Source organism: Streptomyces sp. (assembly GCF_050698815.1).
In the GTDB taxonomy this organism is placed as follows: Bacteria; Actinomycetota; Actinomycetes; order Streptomycetales; family Streptomycetaceae; genus Streptomyces.
In genome coordinates this window covers 1-16,774 of sequence record NZ_JBOHCV010000515.1, presented here as the reverse complement: position 1 = coordinate 16,774, position 16,774 = coordinate 1, and the positions used below count along the sequence as shown (strand labels likewise).

At 69.4% G+C, this 16,774-nt stretch carries 17 protein-coding genes and 1 pseudogene; 9 read left to right on the top strand and 9 right to left on the bottom strand.

Translation table 11 applies throughout. The features are described from left to right. The 6 genes from ACRDP3_RS18530 to dnaA form a co-directional block, all read right to left on the bottom strand. Positions 1 to 793: ATP-binding protein (locus tag ACRDP3_RS18530; RefSeq protein ID WP_431518077.1), on the bottom strand; the 793-nt coding region annotated here is incomplete at its 3' end. A 246-nt stretch (positions 794 to 1,039) separates the two neighbouring features. Further along, the gene (locus tag ACRDP3_RS18525; protein ID WP_431518080.1) at positions 1,040 to 1,594 is read right to left on the bottom strand and encodes a DUF721 domain-containing protein; all 555 of its coding nucleotides are present in this window, start codon (positions 1,592 to 1,594) and stop codon (positions 1,040 to 1,042) included. An 8-nt stretch (positions 1,595 to 1,602) separates the two neighbouring features. After that, a complete protein-coding gene (recF, locus tag ACRDP3_RS18520; RefSeq protein WP_431518076.1) occupies positions 1,603 to 2,748 on the bottom strand; it encodes a DNA replication/repair protein RecF in 1,146 nt (381 codons plus the stop codon). 8 nt (positions 2,749 to 2,756) lie between these two features. Next, on the bottom strand, positions 2,757 to 3,689 hold the full coding sequence (gene gnd, locus ACRDP3_RS18515) for a phosphogluconate dehydrogenase (NAD(+)-dependent, decarboxylating) (RefSeq protein WP_431518075.1): 933 nt from the start codon (positions 3,687 to 3,689) through the stop codon (positions 2,757 to 2,759). 148 nt (positions 3,690 to 3,837) lie between these two features. Further along, on the bottom strand, positions 3,838 to 4,968 hold the full coding sequence (gene dnaN / locus ACRDP3_RS18510) for a DNA polymerase III subunit beta (protein ID WP_431518074.1): 1,131 nt from the start codon (positions 4,966 to 4,968) through the stop codon (positions 3,838 to 3,840). Positions 4,969 to 5,768: 800 nt separating this feature from the next. Then, complete coding sequence (dnaA, locus tag ACRDP3_RS18505; RefSeq protein WP_431518073.1) at positions 5,769 to 7,646, bottom strand: chromosomal replication initiator protein DnaA; 1,878 nt, start codon at positions 7,644 to 7,646, stop codon at positions 5,769 to 5,771. A gap of 465 nt (positions 7,647 to 8,111) precedes the next feature. Between dnaA and rpmH the strand changes: the two genes are divergently transcribed. The 9 genes from rpmH (at position 8,112) to ACRDP3_RS18460 (ending at position 14,573) form a co-directional block, all read left to right on the top strand. Then, a complete protein-coding gene (gene rpmH, locus ACRDP3_RS18500) occupies positions 8,112 to 8,249 on the top strand; it encodes a 50S ribosomal protein L34 (protein ID WP_027748981.1) in 138 nt (45 codons plus the stop codon). Between the two features lie 25 nt (positions 8,250 to 8,274). Beyond that, a complete protein-coding gene (rnpA, locus tag ACRDP3_RS18495) occupies positions 8,275 to 8,655 on the top strand; it encodes a ribonuclease P protein component (protein WP_431518072.1) in 381 nt (126 codons plus the stop codon). Then, positions 8,652 to 8,942 (top strand): membrane protein insertion efficiency factor YidD, encoded by a 291-nt coding sequence (yidD, locus tag ACRDP3_RS18490; RefSeq protein WP_431518071.1) that lies wholly within the window; start codon positions 8,652 to 8,654, stop codon positions 8,940 to 8,942. Before rnpA ends, yidD begins: the two co-directional genes overlap by 4 nt. 8 nt (positions 8,943 to 8,950) lie before the next feature. Next, positions 8,951 to 10,117 (top strand): membrane protein insertase YidC, encoded by a 1,167-nt coding sequence (yidC, locus tag ACRDP3_RS18485; RefSeq protein ID WP_431518079.1) that lies wholly within the window; start codon positions 8,951 to 8,953, stop codon positions 10,115 to 10,117. Positions 10,118 to 10,135: 18 nt separating this feature from the next. Beyond that, on the top strand, positions 10,136 to 10,654 hold the full coding sequence (locus ACRDP3_RS18480) for a protein jag (RefSeq protein ID WP_431518070.1): 519 nt from the start codon (positions 10,136 to 10,138) through the stop codon (positions 10,652 to 10,654). Next, positions 10,651 to 11,406, top strand: a complete 756-nt coding sequence (gene rsmG, locus ACRDP3_RS18475; RefSeq protein ID WP_431518069.1) for a 16S rRNA (guanine(527)-N(7))-methyltransferase RsmG — start codon at positions 10,651 to 10,653, stop codon at positions 11,404 to 11,406. The genes ACRDP3_RS18480 and rsmG overlap by 4 nt, the downstream gene beginning before the upstream one ends. Before the next feature lie 247 nt (positions 11,407 to 11,653). Continuing rightward, on the top strand, positions 11,654 to 12,733 hold the full coding sequence (locus ACRDP3_RS18470; protein ID WP_431518078.1) for an AAA family ATPase: 1,080 nt from the start codon (positions 11,654 to 11,656) through the stop codon (positions 12,731 to 12,733). Beyond that, positions 12,730 to 13,887, top strand: a complete 1,158-nt coding sequence (locus tag ACRDP3_RS18465; protein ID WP_431518068.1) for a ParB/RepB/Spo0J family partition protein — start codon at positions 12,730 to 12,732, stop codon at positions 13,885 to 13,887. Before ACRDP3_RS18470 ends, ACRDP3_RS18465 begins: the two co-directional genes overlap by 4 nt. Before the next feature lie 68 nt (positions 13,888 to 13,955). Continuing rightward, complete coding sequence (locus tag ACRDP3_RS18460; protein WP_431518067.1) at positions 13,956 to 14,573, top strand: GNAT family N-acetyltransferase; 618 nt, start codon at positions 13,956 to 13,958, stop codon at positions 14,571 to 14,573. A 133-nt stretch (positions 14,574 to 14,706) separates the two neighbouring features. Here ACRDP3_RS18460 and trxA read toward each other — a convergent pair whose 3' ends face one another. The 3 genes and pseudogenes from trxA to ACRDP3_RS18445 form a co-directional block, all read right to left on the bottom strand. Further along, positions 14,707 to 15,036, bottom strand: a complete 330-nt coding sequence (gene trxA / locus ACRDP3_RS18455; protein WP_431518066.1) for a thioredoxin — start codon at positions 15,034 to 15,036, stop codon at positions 14,707 to 14,709. Between the two features lie 61 nt (positions 15,037 to 15,097). After that, a complete protein-coding gene (gene trxB, locus ACRDP3_RS18450) occupies positions 15,098 to 16,096 on the bottom strand; it encodes a thioredoxin-disulfide reductase (protein WP_431518065.1) in 999 nt (332 codons plus the stop codon). A 152-nt stretch (positions 16,097 to 16,248) separates the two neighbouring features. After that, positions 16,249 to 16,774 (bottom strand): annotated as a pseudogene (locus ACRDP3_RS18445) (hypothetical protein); the annotation flags it as partial.

Below are 16,774 nucleotides of genomic sequence, written 5' to 3'. Positions count from 1 at the left end.
TGACCGAGAGCTGCCGGCCCTCCTCGTCGACGTGCTCGTGCCGCTCGTCCGTCAGCTTGATGGTGAGGCCCTTGTTCAGGAACGCCATCTCCTGGAAACGGCGGGCCAGCGTCTCGAACGAGTAGTCCGTGCTCTCGAAGATGTCCGCATCGGCCCAGAACGTCACCGAGGTGCCGCTCTCCTCCGTCGCCTCGTTGCGCTGCAACGGCGCCGTGGGCGCACCCATCTTGTAGTCCTGGGTCCAGCGGTAGCCGTCCGTCCGGATCTCCACCGAGAGCCGCTGCGAGAGGGCGTTGACCACGGAGACACCCACGCCGTGCAGACCGCCGGAGACCGCGTAGCCGCCGCCGCCGAACTTGCCGCCCGCGTGCAGCACCGTCAGCACGACCTCCACCGCCGGCTTCTGCTCGGACGGCACGATGCCCACCGGGATGCCGCGGCCGTCGTCCACGACCCGCACGCCGCCGTCCGGCAGCAGCGTCACCTGGATCGTCTCCGCGTGCCCGGCCATCGCCTCGTCGACGGAGTTGTCCACGACCTCCTGCACCAGGTGGTGCAGTCCGCGCTCACCGGTCGACCCGATGTACATGCCGGGGCGCTTCCGCACCGCCTCGAGCCCCTCGAGGACGGTGATCGCACTCGCGTCGTACGACGGCTCCACCGCCGCCGAGACGGGTGACACCGGCGGACCCACCGGAGCGGCGTCGATGTCGACGTCGATGTCGGGGGAGTTGTTCTCGGACTCGTTGAGATCGCCGGAATCGGCCACGAAGCGCCCTTTCTGGCACAGCACAGGCCGACTCCAGGGCATGGCGGAGCGGCTGCGTCGTTCGACATGTTCCGCAGCAGGGGCGGGTTGCTCACCAGTGTACCGGGGGCCGGACCCTGAAGGGGGGTTTGCCGGTGCCTCAGTCCGCATGTGCCGACCGGAACCGGCATCCGCCGACTCCCCATATGCGGACCGGGGGGCCAGAACGCTCACAGGGGCGCTCAGCGCTTCGGCCTGTCAACGCTCCATCACCGTGAGCGCCGTCACGCATCACCCGTACGTGTCCCCCGGACCCTTGCTACCCGGCGCACGCAACCGGCCACCACGGGTACTCGGCGCCTCCGGACCGCGCACCTTCAGCAACCTGACCGTGCCCTGCCCCAGATCCTCGTTCAGCCGCGCCACCAGCCGCGGCGCCAGCAGCCGCAGCTGAGTCGCCCACGCCGTCGAGTCACACCGCACCGTCAGCGCCCGCTCCTCCTCGTCGTACCGCTGCGGCTCGCAGTGCTGCGCCACCTCGGCCCCCACCAGCTGCGGCCAACGGCCCATCACCCCGCCCACGGCCGCCGGCGCCTCCCAGCCGCGCTCCGTGATCAGCCCCCGCACCGCCGCACCCAACGGCAACGGATCACGTCCGTCCCGGCCGGCTCCCGACCGCGGCCCGCTGCCACGCCGCACATCCCGCTTCTGCTGCGCCGCCGCACCCCGCGCCCGCGCCTGCTCCTTCGCCGCCCGCAACGCCACCCGCGCCAGATCCACACCCGTCGGCTCCGCCGGCGCGGGCCGCTCCGGCGCAGCGGCGGCCTCCGGCTCCGGCTCCGGCAACTCCTCACTCACGCCCGTACGACCTCCCCCTGCGACACCCAGAACCGCGCACCCGCCAGCACCTCCGGAACGTCCTCCGCCACCGCCGCCGTCACCAGCACCTGCTCACCCGGCGCCACCAGCTCCGCCAGCCGCGCCCGCCGCCGCTCGTCCAGCTCCGCGAACACATCGTCCAGGATCAGCACCGGCTCGTTCCCCTCGCTCTTCAGCAGGTCGTACGAGGCCAGCCGCAACGACAAGGCCACCGACCACGACTCCCCGTGGCTCGCGTACCCCTTGGCGGGCAACTCACCGAGCGTCAGCGCCAGGTCGTCCCGATGCGGTCCCACCAGCGTCACCCCGCGCTCGATCTCCTGCCGCCGCGACTGCGACAACGCCGCGGCCAACCCCTCGTACAACTCCGCGCGCGAGAGGACCCCCGGGCCACCGGCCGCCCCGTCCGCCGCACCCACCGGTCCCCGGTACTCCAGCCCCACCGGGCCGCCACCCGGCGCCAGCCGCTCGTACGCCTTGTCCGCCAGCGGCCGCAGCACCGCTATCAGCTCCAGCCGCGCCGCCAGCAACTCCGCGCCCGCCCGCGCCAGATGCTCGTCCCACACGTCCAGCGTGGACAGGTCCCGCTCGCCCCCACCGTGCCGCCGCGCCATCGCGGCCGACTTCAGCAACGTGTTCCGCTGCTTCAGCACCCGGTCGTAGTCCGAGCGCACCGCCGCCATCCGCGGCGAGCGCGCCGTGACCATCTCGTCCAGGAACCGGCGCCGCTCGCCCGGATCCCCCTTCACCAGCGCCAGGTCCTCCGGTGCGAACAGCACGGTCCGCACGATCCCCAGCACGTCACGCGGCTTGACCTGCGACGACCGGTTGATCCGCGCCCGGTTCGCCCGCCCCGGATTCAACTCCAGCTCCACCAGCTGCTGCCGGTCTCCCTGCCGCACCGCCGCCCGTACGACCGCCCGCTGCGCCCCCATCCGCACCAGCGGCGCGTCCGAGGACACCCGGTGGCTGCCCAGCGAGGCGAGATAGCCGACCGCCTCCACCAGATTCGTCTTGCCCTGCCCGTTCGGCCCCAGGAACGCCGAGACGCCCGGGCCGAGGGACACCTCGGCCCGGGCGTACGAACGGAAGTCGGCGAGCGACAGATGGGTGACGTGCATCGGACCCGTCAGCCACCCACGGGCGGGCTCACGTCCGCGCCCGGGGTGTCGCCGTCCACATGGTGACCGGCCGCCGAGACCGCGTGACCGCCGAACTGGTTGCGCAGCGCGGCCACCATCTTCATCTGCGGTGAGTCCTTCTGCCTGGAGGAGAAGCGGGCGAACAGCGACGCCGTGATCGCGGGGAGCGGCACGGCATGGTCGATCGCCGCGTCCACCGTCCAGCGGCCCTCACCCGAGTCCGCCGCGTATCCCCGCAGCTCCTCCAGGTGCTCGTCCGACGCCAGCGCCTGTACCGCCAGGTCCAGCAGCCAGGAACGGATCACCGTGCCCTCCTGCCAGGAACGGAAGACCTCGCGCACGTCGGTCACCGAATCGACCGCTTCCAGCAGCTCCCAGCCCTCGGCGAAGGCCTGCATCATCGCGTACTCGATGCCGTTGTGGACCATCTTCGCGAAGTGGCCGGCGCCGACCTTGCCCGCGTGCACCGAACCGAACTCACCGTCCGGCTTCAGCGAGTCGAGGACCGGCTGGACCCTGGCGACATGCTCGGCGGCGCCGCCGTACATCAGCGCGTAGCCGTTCTCCAGGCCCCACACACCGCCGGAGACACCGCAGTCGACGAAGCCGATTCCCTTGGCGGCCATCTCTTCGGCGTGCTGCTCGTCCTCCGTCCAGCGGGAGTTGCCGCCGTCCACGACGACGTCGCCGGGAGAGAGCAGTTCGGCCAGCTCGTCGAGGGTCGACTGGGTGGCCGCACCCGCCGGAACCATCACCCACACCACGCGCGGTCCCTTGAGCTTCGCCACCAGCTCCTGGAGGCTGTGCACGTCCGCGATGTCCGGATCGCGGTCGTAGCCGATGACGGTATGGCCTCCGCGGCGGATGCGCTCGCGCATGTTCCCGCCCATCTTGCCGAGACCGATGAGACCGAGCTCCATCACTGCCCTTTCTTTCACGATTTGCTACCGAGCCCGACCCTACGCCCACGGCTGTGCGCACACCTGTGGGGTACGTCCGCTCAGTTGTCGTGACCAGGGCATTCCGCCGGACGCTCAGCTCTCGGTCTCAGCCCGACCACCCAGCGGCTCAGCCCGACAACCGCACCGGCATGATCAGGTACTTGTACGCGTCGTCCGCCTCGACGTCCTTCGCGGGCTTGCCGCTCAGCAGGGCCGGCTTGGTCGAGGTGGTGAAGGACAGCTGGGCCACGGGGGAATCGATCGCGCTCAGACCCTCCAGCAGGAAGCCGGGGTTGAAGGCGATCGAGACGTCGTCGCCCTCGAGCTCCGCGTCCACCCGCTCCACAGCCTGTGCGTCGTCGCTCGAGCCCGCCTCCAGCGTGAGCACACCCTGCTCGAAGCTCAGCCGGACCGGTGTGTTGCGCTCGGCGACCAGGGCGACCCGCTTCACGGCCTCCACGAAGGGCGCCGTCTCGATCACCGCGACCGAGTTGAACTCCGTGGGGAACAGCGTGCGGTACTTCGGCAGATCCCCCTCCAGCAGCCGCGTGGTCGTCCGCCGGCCCGCGCCCTCGAAACCGATCAGCCCCTCACCCGAGCCCGAACCAGAGAGCGCCAGCGACACGTTGTCGCCGCTGCTGAGCGACTTGGCGGTGTCCAGCAGCGTCTTCGCCGGCACGAGGGCCACCGAGGAGATGTCGGGGATCTCCGGCTTCCACAGGAACTCACGGACCGCGAAGCGGTAACGGTCGGTCGAGGCCAGGGTGACCGTGTCGCCCTCGATCTCGATGCGCACACCGGTCAGCACCGGCAGCGTGTCGTCGCGGCCGGCCGCGATCGCGACCTGGGCGACGGCGGCGGCGAAGACCTCGCCGGGCACCGTGCCGGTCGCCTCGGGCATCTCGGGCAGCGCCGGATACTCCTCCACAGGCAGTGTGTGCAGGGTGAACCTCGAGGAACCGCAGACGACGGTGGCCCGTGCACCGTCTGTGGAGATCTCCACCGGCCGGTTGGGCAGCGCACGGCAGATGTCGGCGAGCAGCCGCCCCGAGACGAGAACCGTGCCCTCCTCCTCGACCTCCCCCTCGACGGAGACCCGGGCCGAGACCTCGTAGTCGAAGCCGGAGAGGCTCAGCGAGCCGTCCACCGCCTTGAGCAGCAGGCCGGCCAGGACCGGCACCGGCGGACGGGCCGGCAGGCTCTTCGCCGCCCAGGCCACCGCCTCCGCCAGAACATCGCGCTCTACCCGGATCTTCACCTTCAGCCGCCTCCTGCTGCTGTTGCCCGTTGCCGGGGACCAGTCTGACGCACGCCGCCGACAGTCGGTGCGGGTGTGGGTCAAGTCGTTGCGAGCCGGGTAGGCAGCAGTCGGCCGAGTTGTGCACAGCCCCCACTTCGAAACAGATTCCCCGGTCTAAATGAGTGGTCGTAGTAGTAGGGGCTGTGGAAACCGTGGATAAGCCCGTTTCCGCAGCTCAGCCCGGAGATTTTGTCCACCGGCCCTGTGGGCGGACCGGTGGACGGGATGGGGGGTTCTGTGGACACGGAAAAGTTCTGCACATGCGGTGCACAGGCAGGGGTGACTTCCCCACAGGGGTGTCCACAGAATTTCCGGGCTTTCCCACAGCCCGGTCAGGGGGCCCGGTGTGACGCCTTTCACTCGGACCAGTGAGCAGGCGTGCCGTGTTGCCGAACAGTGGACAGCGCTGTGGAGAAGCTGGGGACAAGATGCTGTTTCCTGTGGGCGGGCGGTGGACAGCGCGCTGTACCGCCAGTGGCGCGCGTCCGGGGATCCACACCTGTGGACTGTGGTTGCGCACAAGTACACAGGCGGCTGACCTGGAATGAGAGGTCGCCGAGGGGTCCTGCTGTGGACACTGTTGGGACAACTTCCGGGACCCACAGGGTGTGGACGCCGCAGTCGGCGGAATCTGTGGACCGTTCGCTGGTTTCCGTGTGCGCGGCAGTGGATTCGAACAGCGAAGAGCCCCCGGGGGAGTTGGTCCCAGGGGGCTGCGGTGGTCGGGCGGGTGCGCGTCGGGGACGCGGCGGGTGCGCTCAGGCGTTCTTGATGCGGTTGGTGAGCTCGGTGACCTGGTTGTAGATGGAGCGGCGCTCGGCCATGAGGGCGCGGATCTTGCGGTCGGCGTGCATCACCGTCGTATGGTCACGGCCGCCGAACTGGCCGCCGATCTTCGGCAGCGAGAGATCGGTCAGCTCGCGGCACAGGTACATGGCGATCTGCCGTGCCGTCACCAGGACGCGGCTGCGCGAGGATCCGCACAGGTCGTCCACCGTGAGCCCGAAGTAGTCGGCGGTGGCGGCCATGATGGCCGGCGCGGTGATCTCGGGGGTGGCGTCCTCGCCGCCCGGGATCAGGTCCTTGAGGACGATCTCGGTCAGCCCGAGGTCGACGGGCTGCCGGTTGAGCGAGGCGAAGGCCGTGACCCGGATGAGTGCGCCCTCCAGTTCGCGGATGTTGCGCGAGATGCGGGAGGCGATGAACTCCAGTACCTCGGGCGGCGCGTTGAGCTGTTCCTGCACCGCCTTCTTCCGGAGGATCGCGATGCGCGTCTCCAGTTCGGGCGGCTGCACGTCCGTGATGAGACCCCACTCGAAGCGGTTGCGGAGCCTGTCCTCCAGGGTCACCAGTGCCTTGGGGGGCCGGTCGCTGGAGAGCACGATCTGCTTGTTGGCGTTGTGCAGCGTGTTGAAGGTGTGGAAGAACTCCTCCTGTGTCGACTCCTTGTCCGCCAGGAACTGGATGTCGTCGACGAGCAGGATGTCCATGTCGCGGTAGCGCTTGCGGAACGCGTCCGCCTTGCCGTCGCGGATGGAGTTGATGAACTCGTTGGTGAACTCCTCGGAGCTCACGTAGCGCACCCGGGTGCCGGGGTAGAGGCTGCGGGCGTAGTGCCCGATCGCGTGCAGCAGGTGCGTCTTGCCGAGGCCGGACTCCCCGTAGATGAAGAGCGGGTTGTAGGCCTTGGCGGGGGCCTCGGCGACGGCGACGGCGGCGGCGTGCGCGAAGCGGTTGGACGCGCCGATGACGAAGGTGTCGAAGAGGTACTTGGGATTCAGCCGTGCGGTCGGCTCGCCGGGTCCGGTGGCGGGAGCCGGCTGCGCCGCGAGGGGCCCCGGAGCGCCGCTGGAGGCGGGCAGCTGCGCGGGGCCGTCGTAGCGGGGCGCGGGGGGCTGCCCCTGCGGTGGCACCTGGTGCTGGGGGTGCGGGTGCCGCTGGTGGGCGTAGGGGTCGAAGGGGGGCTGGGGGCGCTCGTACCGCTGCTGTGGTGCGTGCTGCCGCTGGTCGTAGTGCTGGTCGTAGCGCTGCTGCTGATGCTGTTGGGGGCCCTGCTGGTGCTGGGGCGGGTACGGCTCGCGAGGGGGTTGCGGCCAGGCGCCCGTCCGCTGCGCCGGGTGCGGGTAGTCCGGGTACGCGGGGCGCGGGCTGGGCAGGTCGCGGTTGGCGTAGCCGTCGTAGCCGCCGCCGTCGTAGCCGCTGGCGCTGTTGTCGTAGCCGCCGCCGTCGTCGTGGGGCGCGGGAGTGTGCTGCGCGGGTACCGACGGAGCGGCCTGCTGAGTCGGAGCCTGAGAGTGGGGCTGGGACCGCTCATCGGCTGTGGGAGCCTGCGAGGGGTCGGCGGGGGCCGGCGCCGAGGGTGCGGTGGCGGGACCCGTCACGGTGATCGCGAGCCGGATGGGCTGCTGGCACTCGCGGCTGAGGGCGTCGCTGATCATCGGCGAGAGGCGGCCTTCGAGCACGCCCTTCGCATATTCGTTCGGTACGCCGAGGAGGGCGGTCCCGGAGACGAGGACGAGTGGCTGGCAGTCGCGCAGCCAGCGCTGGTCCTTGGCCTCGACACCCTGACCGTCCGCGAGGAGTTGTTCCAGCACTCGTGGCCACACTGCGGCAAGATCGGCAGGCAGGTCGGCCACGGGGCACGCTTCTCTCACTCGCTGGGTGGTGATCTCGGTGAAGTCGGCCAGATCCCACGAATGTGTGGTTCTCGGACGGGTCGGGTGGGATGGGAAGTTCAGTCACGGTAGTCAGGCCGACGTGCACCATTCAAGTCGTTGTCCACAGGCTGTGCACGGGGTCGACGGCTTGGGGCACGTGGTGCCGGTCAGCGGTCGGCCGGATCGTCCGGCGGGCCGGCCGGCGGTTTGACCGGATGGCGCAGCCGCGCGTACCGTAACCAGGTCGAGTTGTCGACGGCTGCTGCCGCCTGCCTCCGATGGGCAAGATTCATGAGAGTGTTCGCATGATCATGGAGCGGTGCATGCAGCAGTGCACATTCGGGCGTTGCGAGCTACTCGTGGGCGCACGGTGACAGCCGATCGACGCCACACGTCAACGTTCCGCGGACATCGCGGGACACGAAGCATTCCTGGAGCCCCCGAGTGAGCAAGCGCACCTTCCAGCCGAACAACCGTCGCCGCGCGAAGACCCACGGTTTCCGGCTGCGCATGCGGACCCGCGCCGGTCGTGCGATCGTCGCGAACCGCCGTAGCAAGGGTCGCAGCCGCCTGTCGGCCTGAGCCGGCCCGACCACCGGTCCATGACGTGCTGCCTACCGAGAACCGGCTGAGGCGGCGCGAGGACTTCGCGGCCGCGGTACGCCGAGGACGCCGGGCGGGTCGCCCGCTCCTCGTCGTCCACCTGCGCAGCCGCGGCAGTGACGCTTCGGACCCGCACGAGGCGGGGGGAGACGATTCCCCCGCGCGTGCGGGTTTCGTCGTCAGCAAGGCCATCGGCAACGCGGTCGTGCGGAACCGTGTGAAGCGACGGCTGCGGCATCTGGTGCGCGAGCGCTTGGCCGAGTTGCCCGCAGGTAGCCTGGTTGTCGTACGAGCGCTGCCGGGCGCGGGTGAGGCGGACCACGACGAGTTGGTGCGCGACCTGGACGCCGCACTGCGGCGGCTGCTTGGAGGGCCCCCCTCATGAAGTACCCGCTGTTGTGGTTGATCAAGTTGTATCAGTGGACCATCAGTCCGATGCTCGGGCCGGTGTGCCGGTACTACCCGTCGTGCTCGCACTATGGCTACTCCGCCATTCAACGGCATGGCGCCGTGAAAGGGACGGCACTGACGGCCTGGCGCATCCTGCGCTGCAATCCGTGGTCGCCCGGCGGCGTCGACCACGTCCCCGCCCGGAAGCACCCGGTATGGCACCAGCGACTGCGTGACCGCTGGCAGCAGCACCGGACCCAGTCCAACGCCCAAGGAGCCTGATGAACTTCCTGGACACGATCCTCGGTCCTCTCTATACCGCTGTCTCCTGGATCATCGTCCAGTTCCACTCGCTGTTCAGCCTGGTCTTCGACGAGGACAGCGGATGGGCCTGGGGTCTGTCCATCTTCTTCCTGGTGGTGCTGATCCGGATCTGCCTGATCCCGCTGTTCGTCAAGCAGATCAAGTCGACCCGGAACATGCAGGCGCTCCAGCCGAGGATGAAAGCGATCCAGGAGCGCTACAAGAGCGACAAGCAGCGTCAGTCCGAAGAGATGATGAAGCTGTACAAGGAGACGGGCACCAACCCGCTCTCCAGCTGCCTGCCGATCCTGGCGCAGTCGCCGTTCTTCATCGCTCTCTTCCAGGTGCTGAACCACATCGCGAACAACCGGCCGGTGGGCGTGCTCAGCGCCGAGCAGGTCGACAGCGCCCGTAACGCGTCCGTCTTCGGCGCCCCGATCGCCGCGAAGTTCATGGACAGCTCGAGCAAGGCCGCCGAGCTGCAGGCTTCCCTGGCGGACATCCGGGTCGTCACCGTCATCATGATCATTCTGATGTCGGCGTCGCAGTTCTACACGCAGCGCCAGCTGATGACGAAGAACGTCGACCTGACGGTGAAGACGCCGTTCATGCAGCAGCAGAAGATGCTGATGTACGTCTTCCCCGTGATGTTCGCCGTCTTCGGCATCAACTTCCCCGTCGGTGTCCTCATCTACTGGCTGACCACCAACGTGTGGACGCTCGGGCAGCAGATGTTCGTGATCAAGCGCAACCCGACCCCGGGCTCACTCGCCTTCACGGAGCGCCAGGAGAAGCTGCGCAAGGCAGGCAAACTGGTGGAGGACCCGAAGGAGGCCGAGGCGCGGGAGGCCGTCGAGGCCGCGCGCGCCCGGCGCCAGCAGCCCAAGCGGCAGTCGAAGTCCCAGCGTCAGCACGGCAGGACCGACGCGGAAGCCACGACGTCGCTCGAGAAGGAACCGGCGGACGAGACTCCCGCGGCGGCCGGTTCCGACGGGGCGGGCGGGCCGCAGGCGAAGAAGTCCGGACAGAAGTCGGGGCAGAAGTCCGCCGGACAGAAGTCGACCGGGCAGGCCGGGCAGAAGTCGGGACAGAAGAAGTCCGGGCAGCAGCGCAAGGGCGGCCCGCAGCGTCCCAAGCACCCCTCCAAGAAGTAGCGAGAAGGAGCCCAAGCCGTGACGGAGACGACGGACACCACGGACACGACTGCCGCAGCGGACTCGGACGCGGTCTCCCACCTGGAGCAGGAGGGCGAGATCGCGGCCGACTACCTCGAGGGGCTCCTCGACATCGCCGATCTCGACGGCGACATCGACATGGACGTCGAGGCGGACCGCGCCGCGGTATCGATCATCAGTGACGGTTCCGGCCGCGACCTGCAGAAGCTGGTCGGGCGGGACGGTGAGGTGATGGAGGCGCTGCAGGAGCTGACCCGGCTCGCGGTGCACCGGGAGACCGGTGACCGCAGCAGGCTGATGCTTGACGTCGCCGGCTACCGGGCCCGTAAGCGCGAGGAGCTGGCGGAGCTGGGCGGCAAGGCGGCGCAGGAGGCGAAGGGCAGCGGCGAGCCGGTGAAGCTCCGGCCGATGACTCCGTTCGAGCGCAAGGTCGTGCACGACGCGGTCAAGGCCGCCGGGCTGCGCAGCGAGTCCGAGGGCGAGGAGCCGCAGCGCTGCGTGGTCGTGCTGCCGTGACCGAGCCGGTGGACCCAGCGGAACCGGCGGAGCTCGCGCCGGCTCCCGAGGCGGCGCGCAAGGTTTTCGGCAGGCTCCTGCCGGACGTGGTGCGCTACGGCGAGCTGCTCGCGGACGTAGGGGTACGGCGCGGCCTGATCGGCCCGCGCGAAGTGCCGCGACTGTGGGAACGGCACCTGCTGAACTGCGCGGTGCTGTCGGAGATCGTGCCGGAGGGCGTGACGGTCTGCGACGTGGGTTCGGGTGCCGGTCTGCCGGGAATCCCCCTGGCGCTCGCCCGCCCGGACCTCGACATCACGTTGCTGGAGCCGCTGCTGCGGCGTACGACCTTCCTGGAGGAGGTCGTGGACCTGCTGGGGCTGGATCACGTGTCGGTGGCGCGGGGCCGGGCCGAGGAGATGCTGGGCTTGCTGGAGCCGGTGCAAGTGGTGACCGCTCGGGCGGTCGCCCCGCTGGACCGGCTCGCGGGCTGGGGTGTGCCGCTGCTGCGCCCCTACGGCGAGATGCTGGCGATCAAGGGGGACACGGCCGAGGAGGAATTGCGGGGCGCGCGGGACGCGCTCCACAAGCTCGGGGTCGTGGAGACGTCGGTGGTGCAGGTGGGCGAGGGCGTGGTGGACCCACTGTCGACCGTCGTACGGGCAGAGGTCGGGGAGAGCCCGGGTGGCGTGCGTTTCGCCGCGCGACGGGCGAAGGCGCGCAAGGCGGCCCGGTCGGGGCAGGCGGCGCGCGGCGGTCGGCGTCGGCGCTGAAGCCTTGGAGAGCGCGGCATTACTCCATAAAAGCTCCTAAAACTACGCATTACGGAGTGTCGTCCGGGTGTGTGCTGCCCGGACGTGCATCGTGTTTCACGTGAAACGCCGCTCACTTTTGCAAGGAATCATCAACCGAGGCCGCGCCCAGGCCGAACAGCACGGTCAGAAATCCCCGCACCGGCCCCGCTCCACGGTGGATTCATCCACGACTGAGCGGGGCTCGCTGGTTCATGACACCAAAAGCATGGCAGGCTCTGTGCAGCACGAGCCTGATGTCGAGGAGAGTGAACCCTTGCGGTCCGACGCCAACACCGCGGGGCCGATGACCGATCCGGTCCCCGGCCCGCGTTCAGAAACGCTGGATGTTTCACGTGAAACTCCGCCCCCGATGGACGACACGCCGATCGGTCGCGCTGCCCAGCAGGCGGTGGAGGCGATGAACCGTGCTGGTGAGGGCCTCCCCAGGCCCGAGCAGACGCGGGTGATGGTGGTCGCCAACCAGAAAGGCGGGGTCGGCAAGACCACCACCACGGTGAATCTGGCCGCCTCTCTCGCCCTGCACGGCGCCCGCGTGCTCGTGATCGACCTGGATCCGCAGGGGAACGCCTCCACGGCGCTGGGTGTCGACCACCACTCCGAAGTTCCGTCGATCTATGACGTACTGGTCGACAGCAGGCCGCTGGCCGATGTCGTCAAGCCTGTGCCGGATGTGGAAGGCCTCTTCTGTGCTCCCGCCACGATCGATCTCGCCGGTGCGGAGATCGAGTTGGTGTCGCTGGTGGCGCGGGAGAGCCGTCTGCAGCGGGCACTCAGCGCGTACGAGCAGCCGCTGGACTATGTCCTGATCGACTGTCCGCCCTCCCTCGGTCTGCTGACCGTCAACGCGCTGGTCGCCGGCGCCGAGGTGCTCATCCCGATCCAGTGCGAGTACTACGCGCTGGAGGGGCTGGGGCAGCTGCTGCGAAACGTCGATCTGGTGAAGGGGCATCTCAACACCAACCTGCATGTCTCGACGATCATCCTCACCATGTACGACGGCCGGACCCGGCTTGCCTCTCAGGTGGCCGATGAGGTGCGCACTCACTTCAGTGCCGAGGTGCTGCGGACGAACATCCCCCGCTCGGTCCGTATCTCGGAGGCCCCCAGTTACGGACAGACGGTGCTGACCTACGATCCTGGTTCCAGCGGCTCGCTCTCCTATCTGGAGGCGGCACGTGAGATCGCCTTGCGCGATCCCCACGTGCAGCGGCGGCATGAACAGTCGGTTCAGCAACTGCAGCAGCAGCAACAGCACAACAGCACCGGGTCGGAGGGCACGCAGTGAGTGATCGACGTAGGGGACTGGGCCGGGGTCTCGGCGCGCTGATCCCAGCCGCACCGACGCCCGGCGCCGGTGAGACCGCGACGCCGTCGGTCGGCTCGAACGGCGCGACGTCTCCCAGCGCCGTCCCGCTGCTGCCGCCGGAACGTGGGGTGGCGGCGGCGAAGGTGACCTCGTTGCCCGACAGCGAAGCGCAGGGCGACGTTCCACGTGAAACGCGTGCGGAGTCGGACGCCGAGGCGGGGCCGGGGACCTCCGGTGGCTCGGCGGACGGGTCGGAGCCGGTCGGGGCGTACTTCGCCGAGGTTCCGCTGGAGGCGATCACCCCCAACCCGCGGCAGCCGCGTGAGGTCTTCGATGAAGACGCGTTGGTGGAGCTGGTCACCTCCATCAAGGAGGTGGGTCTGCTCCAGCCGGTGGTCGTACGGCAACTCGGCCCGGAGCGGTATGAGCTCATCATGGGCGAGCGTCGCTGGCGCGCCTGCCGCGAGGCCGGCCTGGAGCGGATTCCGGCGATCGTCCGGGCCACCGATGACGAGAAGCTGCTCCTGGACGCGCTGCTGGAGAACCTGCACCGCGCCCAGCTGAACCCGCTGGAAGAGGCCGCCGCCTACGACCAGTTGCTGAAGGACTTCAGCTGCACGCACGACCAGCTCGCCGACCGGATCGGGCGTTCACGTCCGCAGGTCTCCAACACGCTGAGGCTGCTGCGGCTCTCGCCCTCCGTGCAGCGGCGGGTGGCGGCCGGTGTGCTCTCCGCGGGGCACGCGCGAGCGTTGCTGTCGGTGGACGACGGTGCGGAACAGGACCGGCTCGCTCACCGCATCGTGGCCGAAGGGCTGTCGGTGCGGGCCGTCGAGGAGATCGTCACGATGATGGGCTCCTCGCCGAAGTCGGCGTCGAAGTCGAAGGGACCGCGCGCGGGCAAGCGGGTCTCCCCCGCGCTCGATGAACTGGCCGGCCGGCTCTCGGACCGCTTCGAGACCCGGGTGAAGGTCGATCTGGGCCAGCGGAAGGGCAAGATCGTCGTGGAGTTCGCGTCGGTGGACGATCTGGAGCGGATCCTCGGCCAGTTGGCGCCGGGCGAGGGCCGGGTGCTGGGCCAGCAGCTGACGGCGGAATCGGCCGAGGCGGACGCGGAGGACGCCGGGGACTGAACGGTTTCGCTCGTCTCCGACCGGCCGTCAGCCGGAACGAACTGTCGCCCCATGGATACGATGGATCCATGGGGCGACAGTTCGTTCCGCTCACCCTGGACAACCTCCCGGACCTGCCCGGGCGCTGTCGCGCCTGTGTGTTCTGGGAGCTGGATCCGGTCAGCGGTGAGGCCGCGGCGCGAGCCGGGCGGCCTGAGATGGAGAAGGAAGCCTGGATCTCCGCGGTCCTGCTGGAGTGGGGGTCCTGCGGGCGGATCGTCTATGTGGACGAGAAGCCGGTGGGGTTCGTGCTGTACGCGCCGCCTGCGTACGTGCCGCGTTCCTTCGCCTTCCCCACGAGTCCGGTCTCCCCTGACGCGGTGCAGTTGATGACCGCATGGCTGATGCCGGAGTACCAGGGTCAAGGGCTGGGCCGGACCATCGTGCAGACCGTGGCGAAGGATCTGCTGCGGCGGGGCTTCAAGGCGATCGAGGCGTTCGGGGACGCACGGTGGTCGGACCCCGCGTGTGTGCTGCCGGCGGATCACCTGCTCGCGGTGGGCTTCAAGACCGTACGCCCGCATCACCGGTACCCGCGGATGCGGCTGGAGCTGCGCTCGACCGTCTCCTGGCGGGAGGACGTGGAGCGCGCGCTCGATCAACTGCTGGGAGCCGTGCAGAAGGAGCCGACGCTCCGGCCGCTGTGAGCGGGACCGGTCGGGGAGCCCATCGCGTCCGCCGGCGGGGCGGTTTCACGTGAAACAGGGAGCGGCCCACCGCGCACTGCGCCGGGCCGCCCCCTGTTGAGCTCACTTCACGTCAGCTCAGCTCTGTCTCAGCTCAGCCGATGAACTCGGCGAGGTCCTTCTCGATCGCGGCCTTCGGCTTGGCGCCGACGATGGTCTTGACGACCTCGCCGCCCTGGTAGACGTTCATGGTCGGGATCGACATGATCCCGTACTTCGCGGCGACGGCCGGGTTCTCGTCGATGTTGAGCTTGACGACGGTCAGCTTGTCGCTGTTCGCGTCCGCGATCGCTTCCAGCGAGGGGGCGATCTGACGGCACGGGCCGCACCAGGCAGCCCAGAAGTCGACGAGTACGGGCTTGTCGCTCTTGAGCACGACCTCATCGAAGTCGGCGTCGGTGGCGGTCACGGTGGCACCGGCCATGGCTGGTCTCCTCATTTCTGTTGCTTGTGATGCGTTCGGCTGCGGGGGCGGTCGGGGTCGCTCAGACCGCCGCGGTCTCTTCGGCTGCCACTTCGGTCTTGTCCGGTTCGGCGACCGCGGTGCCGTCCAGCTGAGCGGCAAGGTAGCGCTCGGCGTCCAGGGCGGCGGAACAGCCGGTGCCCGCCGCGGTGACCGCCTGCCGGTAGGTGTGGTCGACGACGTCGCCCGCGGCGAAGACGCCCGGCACGTTCGTACGGGTGGAGGGGGCGTCGACCTTCAGGTAGCCCTCCTCGTCCATGGTGAGCACGTCCCGGAACAGCTCTACACGCGGGTCGTGACCGATCGCCACGAAGAGTCCGGTGACGGGCAGCTCGGAGCTGTCGCCCGTACGGGTGTCCCGCAGAGTCAGACCGGAGAGCTTGCCGTCCTTCTCATGGATGGCGGCTACCTCGCTGTTCCAGGCGAAGGAGATCTTCGGGTCGGCGAAGGCGCGCTCCTGCATCGCCTTGGAGGCGCGCAGGGCGTCCCGGCGGTGGACGACGGTGACGGACTTGGCGAACCGGGAGAGGAAGGTCGCCTCCTCCATCGCGGTGTCGCCGCCGCCGACGACGACGATGTCCTGTTCACGGAAGAAGAAGCCGTCACAGGTGGCGCAGTAGGACACGCCACGTCCGGACAGCTCCTCCTCGCGGGGCAGCCCGAGCGAGCGGTAGGCCGAGCCGGTGGAGACGATGACCGTACGCGCCCGGTGGACGGTGCCCGCCGAGTCGGTGACGGTCTTGATCTCGCCGGAGAAGTCGACGGCCGTCACGTCGTCGGGGACCAGCTCGGCACCGAAACGCTCGGCCTGGCCGCGCATCTGGTCCATCAGCTCCGGTCCCATGATGCCGTCAGTGAAGCCGGGGTAGTTCTCCACGTCCGTGGTGTTCATCAGTGCCCCGCCCGCCGTCACCGACCCTTCGAAAATCAGCGGCTGCAGTGACGCGCGCGCCGTGTAGAGCGCGGCGGTGTAGCCCGCCGGCCCCGAGCCGATGATGATCACGTTACGGACGTCGCTCACGGAACTCTTCCTTGTCTGCCGACTGCTGTGCGGGATCGTCTGTGAGGTTCTCACTCACCCCACCCAACGGATCCTAAGGGCCAGACATTCCCACCCGCGCCGCCCGTCAGGCGGATGGGCGGCGCGGGTGGTGCGGGTGGTGCGCGCGGGCGTCAGTGGCGGGGGAAGGTGCGGGTGGTCAGGACCTCTCCCGGGCCGGTGGCGTCACCGCTGACGCAGGACCGGTCGACGACGTAGGCGTCGACGCGCTGAGGGTCGCCGCGGTGAGGGAGGACGACGAGATAGCCGGTGCCGTTCTTGTACGGGGTGCTCTCGTCGACGGCGATCGGATCCTCTGTGCGGTCGATGCCCGCCCGCACGCAGGAGGGAACGGTCGTGCCCGCTCCCCCCAGCGGGTTGTTGCCCGGGCTCCGCTTGGTGCTCAGCTCCGGTTCGGCGGCCTTGGCGGACTTCTCCCCGGATCCCTTGTCGGCCAGCAGGCTGTGGACGCGCCGCTCCAGGGCGTCTCCGCCGGTGGCGCTGCCGTGGCCGCCGCGGGCGGTGTCCGAGGCGGCGGTGCCCGAGGTGGACTGAGTGAAGGAGTCGACGAGGAGGCCGCCGATGCCGAGTACGGCAACAGCGCCGGCGCCGGCGAGGACGGCGGCGCGCCAGCGGCGGGTCCGCTGGGACGGCCGGTGG

What these genes read in the sequence shown, in the direction of transcription:
- recF (WP_431518076.1), bottom strand. Translation starts at nt 2,748, where the DNA reads ATGCACGTCACCCATCTGTCGCTCGCCGACTTCCGTTCGTACGCCCGG.
- gnd (WP_431518075.1), bottom strand. Translation starts at nt 3,689, where the DNA reads ATGGAGCTCGGTCTCATCGGTCTCGGCAAGATGGGCGGGAACATGCGC.
- yidD (WP_431518071.1), top strand. Translation starts at nt 8,652, where the DNA reads ATGAAGTACCCGCTGTTGTGGTTGATCAAGTTGTATCAGTGGACCATC.
- ACRDP3_RS18470 (WP_431518078.1), top strand. Translation starts at nt 11,654, where the DNA reads ATGGCAGGCTCTGTGCAGCACGAGCCTGATGTCGAGGAGAGTGAACCC.
- ACRDP3_RS18460 (WP_431518067.1), top strand. Translation starts at nt 13,956, where the DNA reads ATGGGGCGACAGTTCGTTCCGCTCACCCTGGACAACCTCCCGGACCTG.
- trxA (WP_431518066.1), bottom strand. Translation starts at nt 15,036, where the DNA reads ATGGCCGGTGCCACCGTGACCGCCACCGACGCCGACTTCGATGAGGTC.